Raw genomic sequence first — 15,762 nt, 5'->3', positions numbered from 1 at the left:
CTTCCTCGCTGAAGGGGATGGAGAAGGGGAGCGGGGAAGGGAGGGGAGGGTTGGCGGCCCCGGTGGGTTCCGGGGGGTCCGCCGCGTCGGCCTCACCGGTCGGATTCCGGCCATGTGAAGAGGCTTAGACCAATCTTGACGCGGTCTCAGAGGAGGTAAAGACTCCGGTCGCCCGGTCCCCGACCAGGAAACGGAGTCCTCATGAGACTGTTGCACCGCTCCGCGGCGGCGTTCCGAACGCGTACAAGAACCAGCACCACGAACAGATCCGGCCATCGCGGCGCGGCGGTGCTCATCACGGTCACGGCCTGCGTGGCGACGCTGGCCTCGGTACCCGCCGAGGCCGACGGGCCGACATACCTCGACGCCCGGGCACCCGTAGCAAAGCGGGTCGACGACCTCCTCGAGCGCATGACACTCAAGGAGAAGGTCGGGCAGATGGACCAGATAGCCGTCTCCCGCATCCAGGGCGACTGCGAGTGGAGCGGTGGCGACCTGAACGAGTCCTGCATGAAGTCGGTGATCGCTGACAACGCTGTCGGATCGATCCTCTCCGGCGGCGGCATGGCACCGAAGAAGAACACTCCCGCCGAGTGGGCCCGCATGGTCAACTCGGTGCAGAAGTACGCCGTCGAGAAGTCCCGTCTTCACATACCCCTGCTGTACGGCGTCGACGCCGTACACGGCCACAACAACGTGCTCGGCGCCACCGTCTTCCCCCACCAGATCGGCCTCGGCGCCACCTGGGATCCCGGCACGGTACGCGACTCCGGTGCGGCCACCGCCCGTGCCGTGGCCGCCACCGGCATCGACTGGAACTTCTCGCCCGTGGCCGACCTCGCCCGCGACCAGCGCTGGGGCCGCTACTACGAGACCTACGGCGAGGACCCGCTGCTCGCCGGAGCCCTGGCCGAGGCGGCCATCCGCGGCACCGACCACGCCAAGGGCGCGAAGAAGGTCGTGGCGACCCTCAAGCATTTCGGCGGCTACTCCGAGCCCATGAACGGCCACGACCGGGTGCCCGCCGATGTGTCGATGCGCTACCTCCAGGACACCCTGCTCGCCCCGTACCGGACCGCCGTGGAGGCGGGGGCGAAGACCGTCATGATCAACTCCGGTGCCATCAACGGTGTTCCGGCGACCGGCTCCCGCTACCTGCTGACAAAGGTGCTGCGCCAGCAATGGGGCTTCCGGGGCCTGGCCGTCACCGACTGGGAGGACATCCGCGCCCTGCAGACCAAGTACAAGGTCGCGGGCGACTACCCCGAAGCCATCGCCCTCGCGGTCAACGCGGGCGTCGACATGGCCATGGAGCCGTACCACGCCCAGGAGTTCACCGACGGGATTCTGGCCGCCGTTAAGCGCGGCCTGATCTCGGAGCGGCGCATCGACCAGTCCGTCGAGCGGATCCTGCATCTGAAGTTCGAACTCGGCCTCTTCGAGGACCCGTACGTCGACCCGGACAAGGCCGACGACGCCGTGCTCGGCGCGGACAAGGACCTCGCGCGCAAGGCGGCCGCCGATTCCCAGGTGCTGCTGCGCAACGAGGGCGGCACGCTGCCCATCTCCACCGGCGCCAAGAAGATCGTCGTCGCCGGGCCGTACGCGGACAACATCAACGACCAGGTCGGCGGCTGGACCATTGGATGGCAAGGGGTTCCGGAGGGGGTGAAGATCCCTGGTACCACCGTCCTCGAAGGCATCAAGGGGGCTGCGCCCAAGGGGACCGACGTCGTGCACGCGAAGACCGCCGACGATGCCGCGGAGCAGGCGAAGAGCGCCGACCTCACCGTTGTCGTGGTCGGTGAGAAGGCCGGCGCCGAGGGCCCGGCGGACACCCCGCGGCCGGAGCTCTCCGCCGACCAGCAGGCACTGGTGAAGTCGCTGAAGGCGAGCGGCAAGCCGGTCGTGGTCGTCATGATCGCCGGGAGGCCGCTGGCCCTGGGTGACGCGGCGGGCACCGAGGGCCTGCTCATGTCCTGGCTGCCCGGTACCGAGGGCGGCCACGCGGTGGCGGACGTGCTGTTCGGCAAGGTGAATCCGAGCGGACGGCTCCCGGTCTCCTGGCCCAAGCGGATCGGCAACGAGCCGATGTACTACCAGCAACTGCCGGGCACCAACGGCGGTCCCGAGTCCGCCTATGACGCCGCATACGCCTTCGGAGACGGGCTCTCGTACACGACGTACGGCGTCACGTCACTGGATGCCGGCCAGCGGTCCGTGAAGGCCGGGGAGCCGGTGAGGCTGAAGGCGACGGTGTCGAACACCGGGAAGCGGGACGGCGACCTGGTGGTCCCGGTCTACGTCTCGCGGCCGGTGAGCGATGTGCTGGCGCCGGCGCGCAAGTTGGTGGCCTTTACCAAGGTGCACCTGAAGGCCGGGGAGTCCAGGACGGTGACGCTGACCGTGCCGGCGCGGGTGCTTGCCGTCACGCCGGGCGACCTCGACGGCGCGGGCACACCGCGGGTCGAGCGAGGCGCGTACACGTTCACAGCCGGTGGCCGGACGGCGGATCTGACCGTCCGCTGAAGGCGCGCAGGGGGGCGGCTCCGGGCGCGGGCCGCCCCCTTCGGCGTGTGCACCCACCCCCAACCGTGCGGATGCCGATGGCGCGGGCGCTCACGGGCGGGACTACGAGAGCAGGCCGGCCAGCTTCCGCAGGGACTCCTCCAGAGCCGCGGTCGCCGAGTCCTTGAGCTTGCCCGCCATGAGGGACACCGCGGCGCCCGTGAACTCCCCGTCGATACGCACCCGCGTGCCGTCCCCGTCCGGTGCGAGGCTGTACCGCATCCCGAGGTTCACTCCCATCGGCCCCTTTCCGACGGTGTGCAGCAGCCGGGCGGGCTCGCAGGCCTCCACCGTCCAGGTCACCTCGGCCGGAAAGCTCATGAGCTTCATGTTCTCCTCGTACGTCGCCCCCGGCGCGAGCGTGGCGGGAGCGCCCGCTGGGAATCCGGTGTGCGTCGCGTTCCACTGCCCGTACCAGGAGAAGTCCGTCAGCCGGTCCCAGACCTTCTCCGGCGGTGCATCAATCCGTGCCTCCGCGCTGACCTCGGCCATGCGACCATCCCTTCTCCATCTGCTGCGTCGGGCGCCCGCGGAACGTAATCGCCCTGCCTCGAAGGCGCAAGACTGATGGAGCGTCAGGTTCTAGCACGCCTGCTCAGCGGGCGGTGACGTAGGCGGGCATGGAGATGGACGGGTCGAGGTCGTCCGCCGGGACCGGCGTGCCGTAGCCGCCTATGACCGGCAGTACGCCGCTCCAGTAGGGCAGCGAGACGTCCTCGGGCTCGTCGACGGGACCGCCGGTACGGAACTTGGCGGAGACCTCCTCCAGGTCGAGCCGTAGGACGGCGGTGGCAGCGAGCTCCTTGGCGTCGGCGCGCCGGGAGTCGTCGGCGCGGCCGGGGAGCACGTGGTCGACCAGGGCGTCCAGCGCGGAGGCGCGCTCGGCCGGATCCGTCACCTGGCGGGCGATGCCGTACACGACGACTGAGCGGTAGTTGAGGGAGTGGTGGAAGGCCGACCGGGCGAGCACCAGGCCGTCGACATGGGTGACGGTGACGCACACCGGCAGGCCGGGGGCCGTCGTACCGGCCATGCGCAGGGGGCGGGAGCCGGTCGAACCGTGGATGTACAGCCGCTCGCCAACCCGGCCGTAGAGCGTCGGGAGGACCACGGGCGCGCCGTCCCGGACGAAGCCGAGGTGGCACACGTAGCCCTCGTCGAGCACCGCGTGGACGAGCGCGCGGTCGTAGGTCGCGCGCTCCCTGGAGCGGGTCGGGACGGTGCGTTCGGTGGGCTCGTAGGCGGCGGGTTCCGACATGGCGATCTCTCTTTGCTCTAGTGCATAATAAGTGTTGTGCTAGGAGGATATCGAATCGAGGGGCGTCGCGCAGCCGAGATCGCCGCGAGTGTGGAGCGTGCCATTGGGGCCGGTGAGTTGAGCCCGGGGCAGCTCCTGCCGCCGCTTCGCCAGTTGGCGGAGCAGCTGGGCGTGAATCCCAACACCGTCGCGGCGGCCTACCGCGCGCTGCGCGACCGCGGAGTCATCGAGACCGCCGGCCGTCGTGGCAGCCGTGTGCGTTCCCGGCCGGCCAGCGCGCCGCGCGAGTGGCTGCGTGTCGACGTCCCGCCGGGCGTCCGCGATCTGTCGACCGGCAATCCGGACCCGGCGTTGCTGCCCTCTCTCGGGGAGGCGCTCGCCGTGGCGGGGTCCCGTTACGCCCGCCGCCCCGCTCTCTACGGCGACGCCGCCATCGGCCCCGAGCTGGAGGGCCTCGCCCGGGCCGCCTTCGACGCGGACGGCGTGCCGGACGGTCCTGTCGCCGTCACGTCCGGATCGCTGGACGCTATCGAACGGGTGCTGATCGCCCACCTCAGGCCGGGCGACGTCGTGGCGGTCGAGGACCCCGGCTGGGGCAGCCTCCTGGACCTGATCCATGCCCTCGGGCTGCGTGCCGCGCCCGTCGCCGTCGACGACGAGGGCCCGCGGCCGCAGGACGGCGAGCGCGCGCTGCGGCAGGGCGCCCGAGCGCTCGTGGTGACCGGCCGCGCCCAGAACCCCACAGGCGCGGCCGTGAGCGCGGCCCGGGCGGATGAGCTGAGGGCGATGCTGGCGGCCCACCCCGACGTGCTGCTCGTCGAGGACGATCACGGTCACGGCATCGCCGACCTCCGGCTCCACCCCCTGGCCGGAACCTCGGCTCACTGGGCGCTGGTCCGCTCCACATCCAAGGCGTACGGGCCGGACCTTCGGCTCGCCGTGCTGACCGGGGACCAGCTCACCGTCAACCGCGTGCGCGGCCGCCAGCGGCTCGGACCGGGCTGGGTCAGCCACCTCCTGCAGGACGCCGTGGTGCACCTGTGGGTGACGCACGCGGTGAACCCCCGGACCGTCGCCGCGTCGTACGACGCCCGGCGGGACGCACTGGTCGGAGCGCTGCGGGAGCGGGGAATCGCCGCGCACGGCCGCAGCGGGATGAACGTCTGGGTGCCGGTGCCCGACGAGACGGGGGCCGTGGCGCGGCTGCTGCAGGCGGGCTGGGCCGTCGCCCCCGGCGCACGCTTCCGGACGTCCTCGCCGCCTGGCGTACGGGTCACCGTGTCGCCGCTGGCCGACGACGACATTGGGCCGGTCGCCGACGCTCTGGCGGCCGCGACCGGCCCGGCTCCCACGGAGCGCTACGAGTGAGAGCCGCGACGGGCGACCGCCCGCAGCGACCGCGTCCGGCCCGCGCCGGGCGCCTCGCTCCGTCCGCTGCTCCCGCGCGCGCCGGTCCAGCGGCTCTGCGTCAGGGCGGCCCCGGTGAGCACGATCAGCGCGCCCACCGGTGTGTTCCAGGTCAGTCGCTCGCCGAGCAGCAGGACGCCCGCCGCCGTCGCGACGACCGGGATGAAGTACGTCACCAGGGTCGCGGTGGTCGGCCCCACCTCGGTCACCAAGCCGTACTGCAGCAGGAAGGCGAAGCCCGTGCCCGTCGCCCCGAGCGCCACCACGGCGAGCAACGGAAGGACGGGGAAGGAGGTCGGGAAGGAGGTGAACAGCGGGGTGACGACGGCCAGTTGCACCGTGCCGAGGAACAGCTGTGCCCCGGCCATCGAAAGGTTGGAGCTGCCCGTGCCACTGAGCGTGCGGCGGACGTAGATCCACCCCACGGCGTAGCTGAGTGAGGCGATCAGCGCCATGGCCGTGCCCGCTGGGTCCTGCCCCGAGAACCCCTGCCAGGCGCCCAGCACCGTCAGCACGCCGAGGAAACCGATGCCCAGGCCGGCGACCCGGCGCCGCGTCGGGCGGTCCTCGGACAGCGCGACCAACGACAGCGCCATGCCCCACAGCGGTGTGGTGGCGTTGCAGATCCCGGCGAGGGTGGAGGGGATCGTCAGCTCGGCGTAGGAGAAGAGGGAGAACGGCAGCGCGTTGAGGAAGAACGCGGCGATCGCGAGACGGCACCACGTGCCCGCACCGTGCGGCAGCCGCTCCCGCTTCACCGCGATCACCGCCGCCAGCACCGCCGTTCCGAACACCATCCGGCCGAGGGTGACCTGAAGCGGCGGATACGCCTGCGTCCCGACCTTGATCAGGAGAAAGCTGAAGCCCCAGATCAGCGACAGGAGGGCGAAACGGATACGCCAGTCGAGCGCGGGACGCCGGGCGTCCGGAGAGGGTGCGGCAGCAGACGTGGAGGAGGTGACCGGGGTGTCGGAGGAGCGGGGACGAGGTGTGGCGACTGCGCTCATGACCACCACGATGCTGGCCGAAACCTCGTAGAACAAGCGAGTATTCATAAGCGCTATCGCTTAGAATCGCTTACATGTTGAACCTGGACCGCCTCCGCACCCTGGATGCCGTGGCCCGCCACGGATCGGTGAGCGCAGCCGCCGACGGACTGCATGTCACGACCTCGGCCGTCTCCCAGCAGCTGGCCAAGCTCGAGCGTGAAGCGGGCCAACAGCTGCTGGCGAAGAACGGCCGCGGCATCCGGCTCACCGACGCCGGCCGGCTGCTCGCCGACCACGCGGCGCGCATCCTCTCCCAGGTCGAGCTGGCCCGGTCCGACCTGGAGGCGCACCGCGGCCAGGCGGTGGGCGAGCTGTTCCTGGGCGCCTTTCCCACGTCGGCGCGGGGTCTCTTCCCGGCCGCCCTGGCGCAGCTGCGCGCGGACCACCCCCAGCTGCGGGTGCGACTGCAGGAGATGGAGCCGGATGTGTCGCTGCCCCGGCTGGTGCGGGGCGACATCGACCTCGCGGTGGTGCTCGACTGGTACAACAAGCCGCTGTCGCTGCCCGACGGTCTCGCCAAGGCGCCGCTGCTCGACGACCCCGCGGACGTCGCCATGCCCGCCGACCACTCGCTCGCCGACCGCACCGAGGTCGACCTCGAGGAGTTCGCCGACGACGAATGGATCTCCTGGCCGGAGGGGGAGTTCTGCCACGACTGGCTGATGTTCACCCTGCGCGGCAAGGGGGTGGAGCCGCGTATCTCCCACATGGCCGAGGAGCACCACACCCAGCTCGCGCTGATCGCTTCCGGGTTGGGTGTCGCCATCGCGCCGCGCCTGGGCCGTGGGCCGGTGCCCGACGGGGTGCGCGTGGTGCCGGTACGGCACACCATGCGGCGGCACATCTACGCCGTGTGGCGCCAGGACGCGGACCGACGCCCCTCCATCCGGGCCGTTGTGGACGCACTGAGCAGGGCGGCACAGGGCGTCGAGAGCTGACCGCCCGCTCCGGCCGGGCCGACGTGAGCAGAACGACGGCGTGCCCCGCCCTCAGGCCTGCAGGATCTTGCGGAAGTCCCAGGAGACGACGGAGTCCGGGGTCAGCCGCAGCCAGGCGTGCCGACCGTCGTGCGGCATCCGCTCCAGGCCGAAGTACTTGGCGGCGAAGAGCCGTTCCGGGGCGTCGAGTTCCGGGCACGGCTCGCCGGTGCGCGGGGCCTCGCCGACGAAGACGCCGGTGCCGGAGAGCTCGACGCCCCGCAGCTCGCCGTAGTCGTGGCCGTCGTCGACCACGACAGCGAGGCGCGGATCGTTGCGCAGGTGGGCCCAGCGACGGCTGCGGGTGATCGAGTACAGCCAGAGCGAGGTGCCGTCCCAGGCGAACCAGAGGGCGCCGACATGCGGACTGCCGTCGCCGCCCACGGTGGCCACCCGGCAGGTGCGCTGCTCGGCGAGGAACGTGTCCAGCTCCTCCTGGGTCATCATGATCCGGCGGCCTCGCCGCTGTGTGACGACCATGACCGTCCACCTCCGCTGCCTGACGATGTGTCAGAAATAATGAGGGGTCGGCCGCGAGGACGCAATGGCGCTCTTCCGCCCTCGCGCGAGCGCGACTAGCGTCCCCCGCCGCGGGGGCCGCCGGACGATGGGGAAGACGCGTATGACCGAGCACGACCGCATCGCGGAGCTGCTGGAACCGGCGACCACCGCGGTGCTCACCGTGGAATGCCAACAGGGAGTCGTGGGACCGGACAGCGCACTTCCGGAGCTCGCCGGCGAGGCCCGTTCCTCCGGAGCGCTCGACAATGTGGCCCGGCTGGCCGCCGCAGCGCACCAGGTCGGTGCCCAGGTGCTGCACGCCGTGGCCGAGCGGCGCCCGGACGGGCGCGGCTCGAACCACAACGCCCGCCTCTTCCGGGCCGCCGAGCGGCTGCCCGTACAGCAGCTGACCGGCTCCACGGCGGTGCGGATCGCGGATCCCGTTCCGGTCTCGGAGAACGACCTGATCGTACGGCGGCTGCACGGGCTCTCGCCGATCGCCGGGACGGATGTCGACGCCCTGCTGCGCAACATCGGCTGTCGCACCGTGATCATCGCGGGGGTGTCGGCGAATGTCGCGATACCCAACGCCGTCTTCGACGCGGTGAACCTCGGCTACACCGCGGTGGTCCCCGCCGACGCCATCGCGGGCGTACCCCCCGAGTACACGCCCGCGATGGTGCGCAACACCCTGGCCCTGGTCGCCACGATCACCTCGACCGACGCCATCCTGGCCTGCTGGCAGCGGCCGCGCCGGACACACCGGCCGCACTGACGTGGCCGGTGCAGGCTTGGGCCGTGAACCGGGCGGGACGCGATGGCCTCAGCCCAGCTTGAGTGAGTCCCCGTCGACGGTGACCTGGGCGCCGGGCAGCGGCTGCGTGGCCGGGCCGTCCTGCACGCTGCCGTCCGCGATGGCGAACTTGCTGCCGTGGCAGGCGCAGTTGATCGTGCCCCCGGTCACGTCCTTCACCAGGCAGCCCGCGTGCGTACAGGTGGCCGAGAAGGCCTTGAACTCGCCCGCTGTCGGCTGCGTGACCACCACCTTCTGATCCTTGAAGATCACCCCGCCGCCTTCCGGGATCTGAGCCGCCTTGCCGAGCACCGCGCCCCCGCCGGCCTCGCCGCCCTCGGGCGCGGCGGGGTCGGACGGAGCCGGGGCGCCGCCGCCCTCGGGCTGCTGCGTCGTCCCCGGCCCCGATTCGGCGCATGCGACGAGCGCGGCAGCCAGACCGGCGGCCCCGGCCGCTGCGACCACAGTGCGGCGGCTCGCAGTCCGCCCCGTCCCCTGAGATCCCGTCATGGTGGTACGTCCCCTTCGCTGTGGGCGTCTCGGTGGCCAGCTCTCCGACGGCCGGTTCAGTGGATCTGTACGGACCGTGGAGCTCAGACGTTCACATCCTGAACCTTCTTCGAGGAAATCGAGCTGGAGCAGGAGCAGATTCTCGGCCACCGGCTCCTTCGACGCCAGGTGGGAGACCCGGGCGATCGTCGTACGGACCGGCCTGCGCGCCGTTGCCGAACTGTGCGCTCTAACCTGGGGGAATGCTCCCCGAAGTCACCGCCACCCGCTATGTCACGCCCTTGCGGGAGGGCGGCTCGCTGCCCGGCATCGTCGAGGCCGACGATCTCGGCACCTACGTCATGAAGTTCACCGGCGCCGGCCAGGGCCGCAAGACGCTCGTCGCCGAGGTGATCTGCGGGCAGCTCGGCCGACGGCTGGGACTGCGCGTGCCCGAGCTCGTGGGCATTCAGCTCGACCCTGTGATCGGTCTCGCCGAGCCGGACCAGGAGGTGCAGGAGCTGCTGAAGGCCAGCGGTGGTCTCAACCTCGGGATGGACTACCTCCCCGGTTCGATCGGCTTCGACCCGCTCGCCTTCGAGATCGGCTCCCAGGAGGCCGGGCGCGTGGTCTGGTTCGACGCGCTGATCTACAACGTGGACCGATCCTGGCGCAATCCCAATCTGCTGGTCTGGCACGGCCGCCTCTGGCTCATCGATCACGGCGCCACCATGATTTGGCACCACAATTGGCCGACCGCCGGCTCCACGGTGGCCAAGCCGTACGACGCCTCCGACCATGTCCTGGCCCCGTACGGCCCCGACATCGAGGCGGCCGCCGCCGAGCTGGCGCCGCTCGTCACCACGGACCTGCTGGCCGAGGTCGCCGCGGATGTGCCCGACGCATGGCTGGTGGACGAGCCGGGCTTCGCGTCCCCGGACGCCCTGCGCCGGGCCTACGTCGAGGCGCTGGCGGAACGCGCCGCCACGATGCACACCACGATCACCCTCGGCCCGCGCCGGGAGGACAAGCCGTCGCAGGCGCCTGAGTGGCTCCGCGTATGGGTCGACGGAAAGGCCGCGACATGACCGGGCTGCCTGGCGGACGAGACGTCTTCGAGTACGCCGTTCTGCGCGTCGTGCCGCGGGTCGAGCGCGGTGAGCTGATCAATGCGGGGGTGGTCGTCTACTGCCGCGCCCGCTCCTTCGTGACCGCCCGCACTCATCTGGACGAGGCACGGCTGCTGGCCCTGGACCCCGAGGTGGACCTCGACGGAGTACGCGCCGCGCTGCACGCCGTCGAAGACGTCTGCCGCGGCGGGATGGAGGCGGGCGCCGCGGCCTCCGACGACGCCGGGCGGCGCTTCCGCTGGTTGATCGCGCCGCGCAGTACGGTCGTCCAGCCGGGGCCGGTGCATACGGGGCTGACCGTCGATCCGGAGGCCGAAGCCGAGCGTCTGCTCGACCTTCTGGTGCGCTGAACAGCTCCTCTGCCACGGTGGCGGAGGGCGCCCGGGTGCCGTGGGCCGTTGACACCGGGTGCCACGGCTCATAGCGTTTCGTCGAACGACCTACTAAGCGGTTGCTCACCTTTACTCGAGCGCGAGGAGAACCCGCATGTCCACCACCGAGCAGCGCGTCGCCATCGTGACCGGTGCCGCCCGAGGCATTGGCGCCGCCACCGCCGTGCGCCTGGCCGAGGAAGGCCGTGCCGTCGCCGTACTCGACCTCGACGAGGCGGCCTGCAAGGACACCGTGGAAAAGATCAGCGCGGCGGGCGGCAAGGCCCTCGCCGTCGGCTGCGACGTATCCGATCCGGCCCAGGTAGAGGCCGCGGTCGCGCGCGTGGTCGAGGAGCTCGGCCCGCCGACGATCCTCGTCAACAACGCGGGCGTGCTGCGGGACAACCTGCTGTTCAAGATGAGCGACTCCGACTGGGACACCGTGATGAACGTGCATCTGCGGGGCGCGTTCCTGATGGCGCGCGCGTGCCAGAAGCACATGGTGGACGCGAAGTTCGGCCGGGTGGTTAACCTCTCCAGCAGCTCGGCGCTGGGCAACCGGGGGCAGGCCAACTACTCCGCCGCCAAGGCCGGTCTGCAGGGCTTCACCAAGACGCTCGCCATCGAGCTCGGCAAGTTCGGCGTCACCGCCAACTCCGTCGCCCCCGGCTTCATCGCCACCGACATGACCGCCGCCACTGCCGCCCGCGTCGGCATGGACTTCGAGGACTTCAAGGCAGCCGCGGCCTCGCAGATCCCGGTCCAGCGCCCCGGCGAGCCGCAGGACGTGGCGAACGCCATCGCCTTCTTCACGGGTGAGCAGGCCGGCTTCGTCTCCGGCCAGGTGCTGTACGTCGCCGGCGGCCCGCTCAACTGAACAGGACGGACACAGACATGACTGCACAGGTTCAGGACAGCGGCAAGGCCGCGCTCGTCACCGGCGCGAGCCGTGGCATCGGATACGGCATCGCCCAGGCCCTCGTCGCCCGAGGCGACCGGGTCGCCATCACCGGCCGGAACGAGGACGCCCTCAAGGAGGCCGTCGAGCGACTTGGTGCCGACCGCGTGATCGGCATCCCGGGCAAGGCGCATGACGAGGCGCACCAGGCGGGCGCCGTCGAGGCCGCCATGGCCGCCTTCGGCCGGGTGGATTACCTGGTCAACAACGCCGGCACGAACCCGGTCTTCGGGCCGATCGCCGAGCTCGACCTCGGGGTCGCCCGCAAGGTCTTCGAGACCAATGTCGTCTCGGCGCTCGGCTTCGCCCAGCAGACCTGGAAGGCCTGGCAGAAGGAGAATGGCGGCGCGATCGTCAACATCGCCTCGGTCGCCGGCCTCGCCCCCTCGCCCTTCATCGGCGCGTACGGCATCAGCAAGGCCGCCATGATCAACCTCACGGTGCAGCTCGCGCACGAGCTGTCGCCCGGCGTCCGGGTCAACGCCATCGCCCCTGCGGTGATCAAGACCAAGTTCGCCCAGGCGCTCTACGAGGGCCGCGAGGCGGAGGCCGCGGCCGCCTACCCGCTCGGCCGGCTCGGCCTGCCCGAGGACATCGGCGGAGCCGCGGAGTTCCTGCTCTCCGACCGCTCGGGGTGGATCACCGGTCAGACCCTCGTCGTCGACGGCGGCATCTTCCTCAACGCGGGCGTGGGCTGACCGACGGGCCGACCTGCCCGGGGAGGTCGTTGTCAGCGGCCGCCGGTACGTTCTCCGGAGGAGAACTGGTGGAGAACCGATCGCACACCGGAGGTTGTTGACGTGACCGACATGCTGCCCGCGTCCTGGCGCGACGTCCTCGGCGAGGAGCTGGAGAAGCCGTACTTCACCGAGCTCATCGAGTTCGTCGAGAAGGAGCGGGCGGAAGGGCCGGTCTATCCGCCCGGGGGCGAGGTCTTCGCGGCGCTGGAGGCGACCCCGTACGAGCGGGTGAAGGTGCTCATCCTCGGCCAGGACCCGTACCACGGCGAGGGGCAGGGGCACGGCCTGTGCTTCTCCGTGCGGCCGGGGGTGAAGACCCCGCCCTCGCTGCGGAACATCTACAAGGAGATGCAGGAGGAGCTGGGCCACCCCGTGCCCGACAACGGCTTTCTCTTGCCGTGGGCCGAGCAGGGAGTGCTGCTGCTCAACGCCGTGCTGACGGTCCGCGCGGGGGAGGCCAACTCGCACAAGGGCAAGGGGTGGGAGACGTTCACGGACGCGGTCATCCGCGCCGTGGCCTCGCGGCCCGATCCGGCTGTCTTCGTTCTGTGGGGGAACTACGCGAAGAAGAAGCTGCCGCTGATCGACACCGGGCGGCACGCTGTGGTCCAGGGCGCCCACCCCTCGCCGCTGTCCGCGAAGAAGTTCTTCGGGAGCCGCCCGTTCACCCAGATCGACGCGGCCATCGCTGCGCACGGGCACGCGCCGATCGACTGGCGGATCCCGAACCTCAACTAGGCCTGCCCTAGGCCCTGTCCGGCCGATCAGGACCTAGCGGCCGGGTAGGCGCAGGGCTCGCCGAGGTCGCACATCCCGGCGACCGCGGCGGTTCGATGGCCGGAGACGGTTCGCGCGGCGGCGCGGCGGGCCGTCCCGGTCCACTGAGCGTTCTCGACGGCGACGCCGACCGGAGTCCACCGCACCGCAACTATGCTGCCTGTGCGGACGGAACACAGCAGGCAACCCGCGCACGGCGCAGAACTGAGGTGACCGAAGGTGAAGGTCGGCTGCATCGGACTCGGCGATATCGCCCAGAAGGCGTACCTGCCGGTCCTCGGCACCCAGCCGGGTCTGGAGCTGCACCTGCACACCCGCTCCCGCTCCACGCTCGACCAGTTCGGTGCCGCCCACCACGTTCCCGCCGACCGACTGCACGGCGACCTCGACTCGCTGCTGGCGGCCCGCCCGGACGCGGCCTTCGTGCACGCCGCCACCTCGGCCCATCCCGAGATCGTCGCCCGGCTCATCGAGGCGGGCGTCCCGACCTACGTCGACAAGCCACTCGCCTATGACTATGCCGACAGCGAACGGCTCGTGCGGCTCGCCGAGGAGCACGAGGTCAGCCTGACCGTCGGATTCAACCGCCGTTACGCGCCGGGTTACGCACAGTGCCTGGAGCACCCGCGGGACCTGATCCTGATGCAGAAGAACCGGGTGGGACTCGCCGAGGACCCGCGCACCCTCGTCTTCGACGACTTCATCCACGTCATCGACACCCTCCGCTTCCTCGCCCCCGGCACTGTGGAGCACATCGACGTCCGGGCGAAGGTACGGGACGGGCGGATGCACCACGTCGTCCTGCAGCTCTCCGGCCACGGCTTCACCGCCATCGGCATGATGAACCGGATGAGCGGCTCCACCGAGGAGATCCTCGAGGTCTCCGGCCAGGACACCAAGCGCCAGGTCCTCAACCTCGCCGAAGTGGTGGACCACAAGGGCCAGCCCACCGTCCGACGGCGCGGCGACTGGGTGCCCGTCGCCCGCCAGCGCGGTATCGAGCAGATCACGCTCGCCTTTCTCGACGCCGTGCGGGCCGGGAAGCTGCTCACGGCCGAGGATGCGCTGCGGACCCATGAGCTGTGCGAGCGGGTGGTGCGTCAGGCTCAGGAGCAGGCCTTCTGAAGGCCCGTCCACCTTCGTACGCACCGAAGGCGGCCAGCGCCGCCAACGACCCGTACAGCACCCAGTCGCCGAGCCGGACATACGGGCTCGTGCCGCCGCCCAGCGGCACCTCGTACACCACGGCCGTGCTGCTGTTCGTGCTCAGCCTGCCGCCCACTGCCTCACCGCGCGGGCCGTGCACCGCGCTCACCCCGGTCAGCGTCGCATGCACCATCGGACGCCAGGTCTCCGCAGCCCGCAGCGCGGCCAGCGAGGCATGCTGCTCCGGCGCCCAGCTCTGCTGGAACGTCGAAGTCGCCGACTGCGCGACCAGCACCGCGGTCCCGTCGCGCACCAGCCGTCGGCTCATGTCGGGGAACGCCGTCTCGAAGCAGATCAGCGGACCGATGCGCAGCCCGCCGGCGTCCGGCACGTCTATCACCACCTGCGCGTTGCCCCGCATGCGGTCCTCGCGCGCGGCCTCACCCACGGACGTCGCCCAGCCCAGCACGGAGCGGAACGGGACGTACTCGCCGAACGGCACCAGGCGCATCTTGTCGTAGCGCTGTTCGGTCGGGCCGTCCCGGCCCACCAGGATCGAACTCTTGAAGATCCCCCGCCGGTCCGGTCGGCGTCCGTCCACATTCACCAGCAGATCGGCGCCCACTGCGCGGGTGAGCGTCGCCAGCCGCTCCCGCAGGTCCGGACGGCCCTCGAGATCCGCGCTCACGGCGCTCTCGCCCCAGACGACCAGGTCCACGTCCCGTCCGGCCAGTTCCCGCGTCAGCTCCTCCTGGCGGTCGAAGCGTCGCTGCGGGGCGTCGGGCCCGCCCTGGATGACACCGGGCTGGACGAGAGCGATCCGCACCACGCCCGTACGGTCGGGCAGCGGAGCCCAGGTCCAAGCCGCCCCGCCCGCCACGGCCACCGCCAGCACCGCGGCCATGGCCGCCTGACGCCCGGCCGGGACGGTGATCGCTACGGTGATCGCCGTGTTGACCGCCACGATCAAGAAGCTCACCAGCCATACGCCGCCGAGTGAGGCGAGCCGCAGGGCCGGAGTGATCTGCCATTGGCTGGCGCCGAGCAGGCCCCATGGACCGCCCAGGTACTCCCACGACCTGACCAGCTCCACGGCCATCCAGCCGGACGGGATCAGCACGAGCGCACCCGCGGTGCGGCGCGGCCCCGGCCCGCCGCCCAGCACCCTGCGGACCAGCAGACCCCAGGGCGCCCACAGCACCCCGAGGAGGACGGCGATCATCAGGGTGAACACATGCAGATTCGGCGCCAGCCAGTGGTGCACCGCCAGCATGAATCCGGCCCCGCCCAGCCAGCCGTCGAAGAACGCCCGGCGGCCGGTCGGGGCCGAGCGGACGAGCAGTAACCAGGGCACCAGCGCGGCGTAGGCGAACCACCACAGGGACGGTTCGGGGAAGGTGAGCGCCGGCAGAGCCCCCGAACCGGCTGCGAGAGCACCCCGTTTCCAGGGCGAGGCGAGCGCTCGCCGCCACCGGTCGACCGACATCCGCATGCCGCCCTCCGTCGTTCTGGCCTGTGGCCAGGGGGCCACCCAGCGGTGACTGGGGGAGTTGTTGTCAGTGTGCGGGAGAGCGACGAGCGGCGACAGACGGCGACGG

Annotated in this window: 17 protein-coding genes; 10 read left to right on the top strand and 7 right to left on the bottom strand. The window is 71.1% G+C overall.

Annotated features, from left to right (window positions below):
* The first annotated feature begins 201 nt into the window (after window positions 1-201).
* The gene (locus ACTWQI_RS18935) at window positions 202-2,529 is read left to right on the top strand and encodes a glycoside hydrolase family 3 N-terminal domain-containing protein (protein WP_443271904.1); all 2,328 of its coding nucleotides are present in this window, start codon (window positions 202-204) and stop codon (window positions 2,527-2,529) included.
* A gap of 102 nt (window positions 2,530-2,631) precedes the next feature.
* Here ACTWQI_RS18935 and ACTWQI_RS18930 read toward each other — a convergent pair whose 3' ends face one another.
* Both ACTWQI_RS18930 and ACTWQI_RS18925 read right to left on the bottom strand, forming a co-directional pair.
* Entirely contained in the window at window positions 2,632-3,060 is a 429-nt protein-coding gene (locus ACTWQI_RS18930) for a type II toxin-antitoxin system Rv0910 family toxin (protein WP_443271902.1), read from the bottom strand.
* Between the two features lie 103 nt (window positions 3,061-3,163).
* Window positions 3,164-3,826: a pyridoxamine 5'-phosphate oxidase family protein gene (locus ACTWQI_RS18925; RefSeq protein ID WP_443271901.1), complete on the bottom strand. Its 663-nt coding sequence runs from the start codon at window positions 3,824-3,826 to the stop codon at window positions 3,164-3,166.
* A gap of 36 nt (window positions 3,827-3,862) precedes the next feature.
* On the opposite strand from ACTWQI_RS18925, the gene ACTWQI_RS18920 reads away from it, so the two are divergent.
* Window positions 3,863-5,194 (top strand): aminotransferase class I/II-fold pyridoxal phosphate-dependent enzyme, encoded by a 1,332-nt coding sequence (locus ACTWQI_RS18920; RefSeq protein ID WP_443271899.1) that lies wholly within the window; start codon window positions 3,863-3,865, stop codon window positions 5,192-5,194.
* On the opposite strand, the gene ACTWQI_RS18915 is transcribed toward ACTWQI_RS18920, so the two are convergent.
* A complete protein-coding gene (locus ACTWQI_RS18915; protein WP_443271898.1) occupies window positions 5,185-6,240 on the bottom strand; it encodes a DMT family transporter in 1,056 nt (351 codons plus the stop codon). The two genes, ACTWQI_RS18920 and ACTWQI_RS18915, sit on opposite strands and share 10 nt — an antisense overlap.
* A 74-nt stretch (window positions 6,241-6,314) precedes the next feature.
* Between ACTWQI_RS18915 and ACTWQI_RS18910 the strand changes: the two genes are divergently transcribed.
* The gene (locus tag ACTWQI_RS18910) at window positions 6,315-7,220 is read left to right on the top strand and encodes a LysR family transcriptional regulator (RefSeq protein WP_443271897.1); all 906 of its coding nucleotides are present in this window, start codon (window positions 6,315-6,317) and stop codon (window positions 7,218-7,220) included.
* A gap of 51 nt (window positions 7,221-7,271) precedes the next feature.
* Here ACTWQI_RS18910 and ACTWQI_RS18905 read toward each other — a convergent pair whose 3' ends face one another.
* Window positions 7,272-7,739, bottom strand: a complete 468-nt coding sequence (locus ACTWQI_RS18905; RefSeq protein WP_443271895.1) for a pyridoxamine 5'-phosphate oxidase family protein — start codon at window positions 7,737-7,739, stop codon at window positions 7,272-7,274.
* A 142-nt stretch (window positions 7,740-7,881) separates the two neighbouring features.
* On the opposite strand from ACTWQI_RS18905, the gene ACTWQI_RS18900 reads away from it, so the two are divergent.
* The gene (locus ACTWQI_RS18900) at window positions 7,882-8,535 is read left to right on the top strand and encodes a cysteine hydrolase (RefSeq protein ID WP_443271893.1); all 654 of its coding nucleotides are present in this window, start codon (window positions 7,882-7,884) and stop codon (window positions 8,533-8,535) included.
* Window positions 8,536-8,583: 48 nt separating this feature from the next.
* Here ACTWQI_RS18900 and ACTWQI_RS18895 read toward each other — a convergent pair whose 3' ends face one another.
* Entirely contained in the window at window positions 8,584-9,063 is a 480-nt protein-coding gene (locus tag ACTWQI_RS18895; RefSeq protein ID WP_443271892.1) for a Rieske (2Fe-2S) protein, read from the bottom strand.
* Between the two features lie 242 nt (window positions 9,064-9,305).
* Between ACTWQI_RS18895 and ACTWQI_RS18890 the strand changes: the two genes are divergently transcribed.
* From ACTWQI_RS18890 to ung, 5 genes are all read left to right on the top strand, one after another.
* Entirely contained in the window at window positions 9,306-10,130 is an 825-nt protein-coding gene (locus ACTWQI_RS18890) for a HipA family kinase (protein ID WP_443271890.1), read from the top strand.
* Window positions 10,127-10,522, top strand: coding sequence for a DUF3037 domain-containing protein (locus tag ACTWQI_RS18885; RefSeq protein WP_443271888.1), 396 nt, complete (start codon window positions 10,127-10,129; stop codon window positions 10,520-10,522). Before ACTWQI_RS18890 ends, ACTWQI_RS18885 begins: the two co-directional genes overlap by 4 nt.
* A 136-nt stretch (window positions 10,523-10,658) precedes the next feature.
* A complete protein-coding gene (fabG, locus tag ACTWQI_RS18880) occupies window positions 10,659-11,420 on the top strand; it encodes a 3-oxoacyl-ACP reductase FabG (protein ID WP_443271886.1) in 762 nt (253 codons plus the stop codon).
* 17 nt (window positions 11,421-11,437) lie between these two features.
* Window positions 11,438-12,199 (top strand): SDR family oxidoreductase, encoded by a 762-nt coding sequence (locus ACTWQI_RS18875; RefSeq protein ID WP_443271885.1) that lies wholly within the window; start codon window positions 11,438-11,440, stop codon window positions 12,197-12,199.
* 111 nt (window positions 12,200-12,310) lie between these two features.
* Window positions 12,311-12,979, top strand: a complete 669-nt coding sequence (ung, locus tag ACTWQI_RS18870) for a uracil-DNA glycosylase (RefSeq protein ID WP_443271918.1) — start codon at window positions 12,311-12,313, stop codon at window positions 12,977-12,979.
* Window positions 12,980-13,005: 26 nt separating this feature from the next.
* On the opposite strand, the gene ACTWQI_RS18865 is transcribed toward ung, so the two are convergent.
* On the bottom strand, window positions 13,006-13,164 hold the full coding sequence (locus ACTWQI_RS18865; protein WP_443271883.1) for a hypothetical protein: 159 nt from the start codon (window positions 13,162-13,164) through the stop codon (window positions 13,006-13,008).
* Between the two features lie 73 nt (window positions 13,165-13,237).
* On the opposite strand from ACTWQI_RS18865, the gene ACTWQI_RS18860 reads away from it, so the two are divergent.
* Complete coding sequence (locus ACTWQI_RS18860) at window positions 13,238-14,143, top strand: Gfo/Idh/MocA family protein (protein WP_443271881.1); 906 nt, start codon at window positions 13,238-13,240, stop codon at window positions 14,141-14,143.
* Here the strand turns inward: ACTWQI_RS18860 and lnt are convergent.
* The gene (gene lnt / locus ACTWQI_RS18855; protein WP_443271879.1) at window positions 14,067-15,656 is read right to left on the bottom strand and encodes an apolipoprotein N-acyltransferase; all 1,590 of its coding nucleotides are present in this window, start codon (window positions 15,654-15,656) and stop codon (window positions 14,067-14,069) included. The two genes, ACTWQI_RS18860 and lnt, sit on opposite strands and share 77 nt — an antisense overlap.
* Window positions 15,657-15,762: the final 106 nt, after the last annotated feature.

It is taken from the genome of Streptomyces sp. KR80 (assembly GCF_052245555.1).
GTDB lineage: Bacteria > Actinomycetota > Actinomycetes > Streptomycetales > Streptomycetaceae > Streptomyces.
This window is presented reverse-complemented; position numbering and strand designations above follow the sequence as displayed.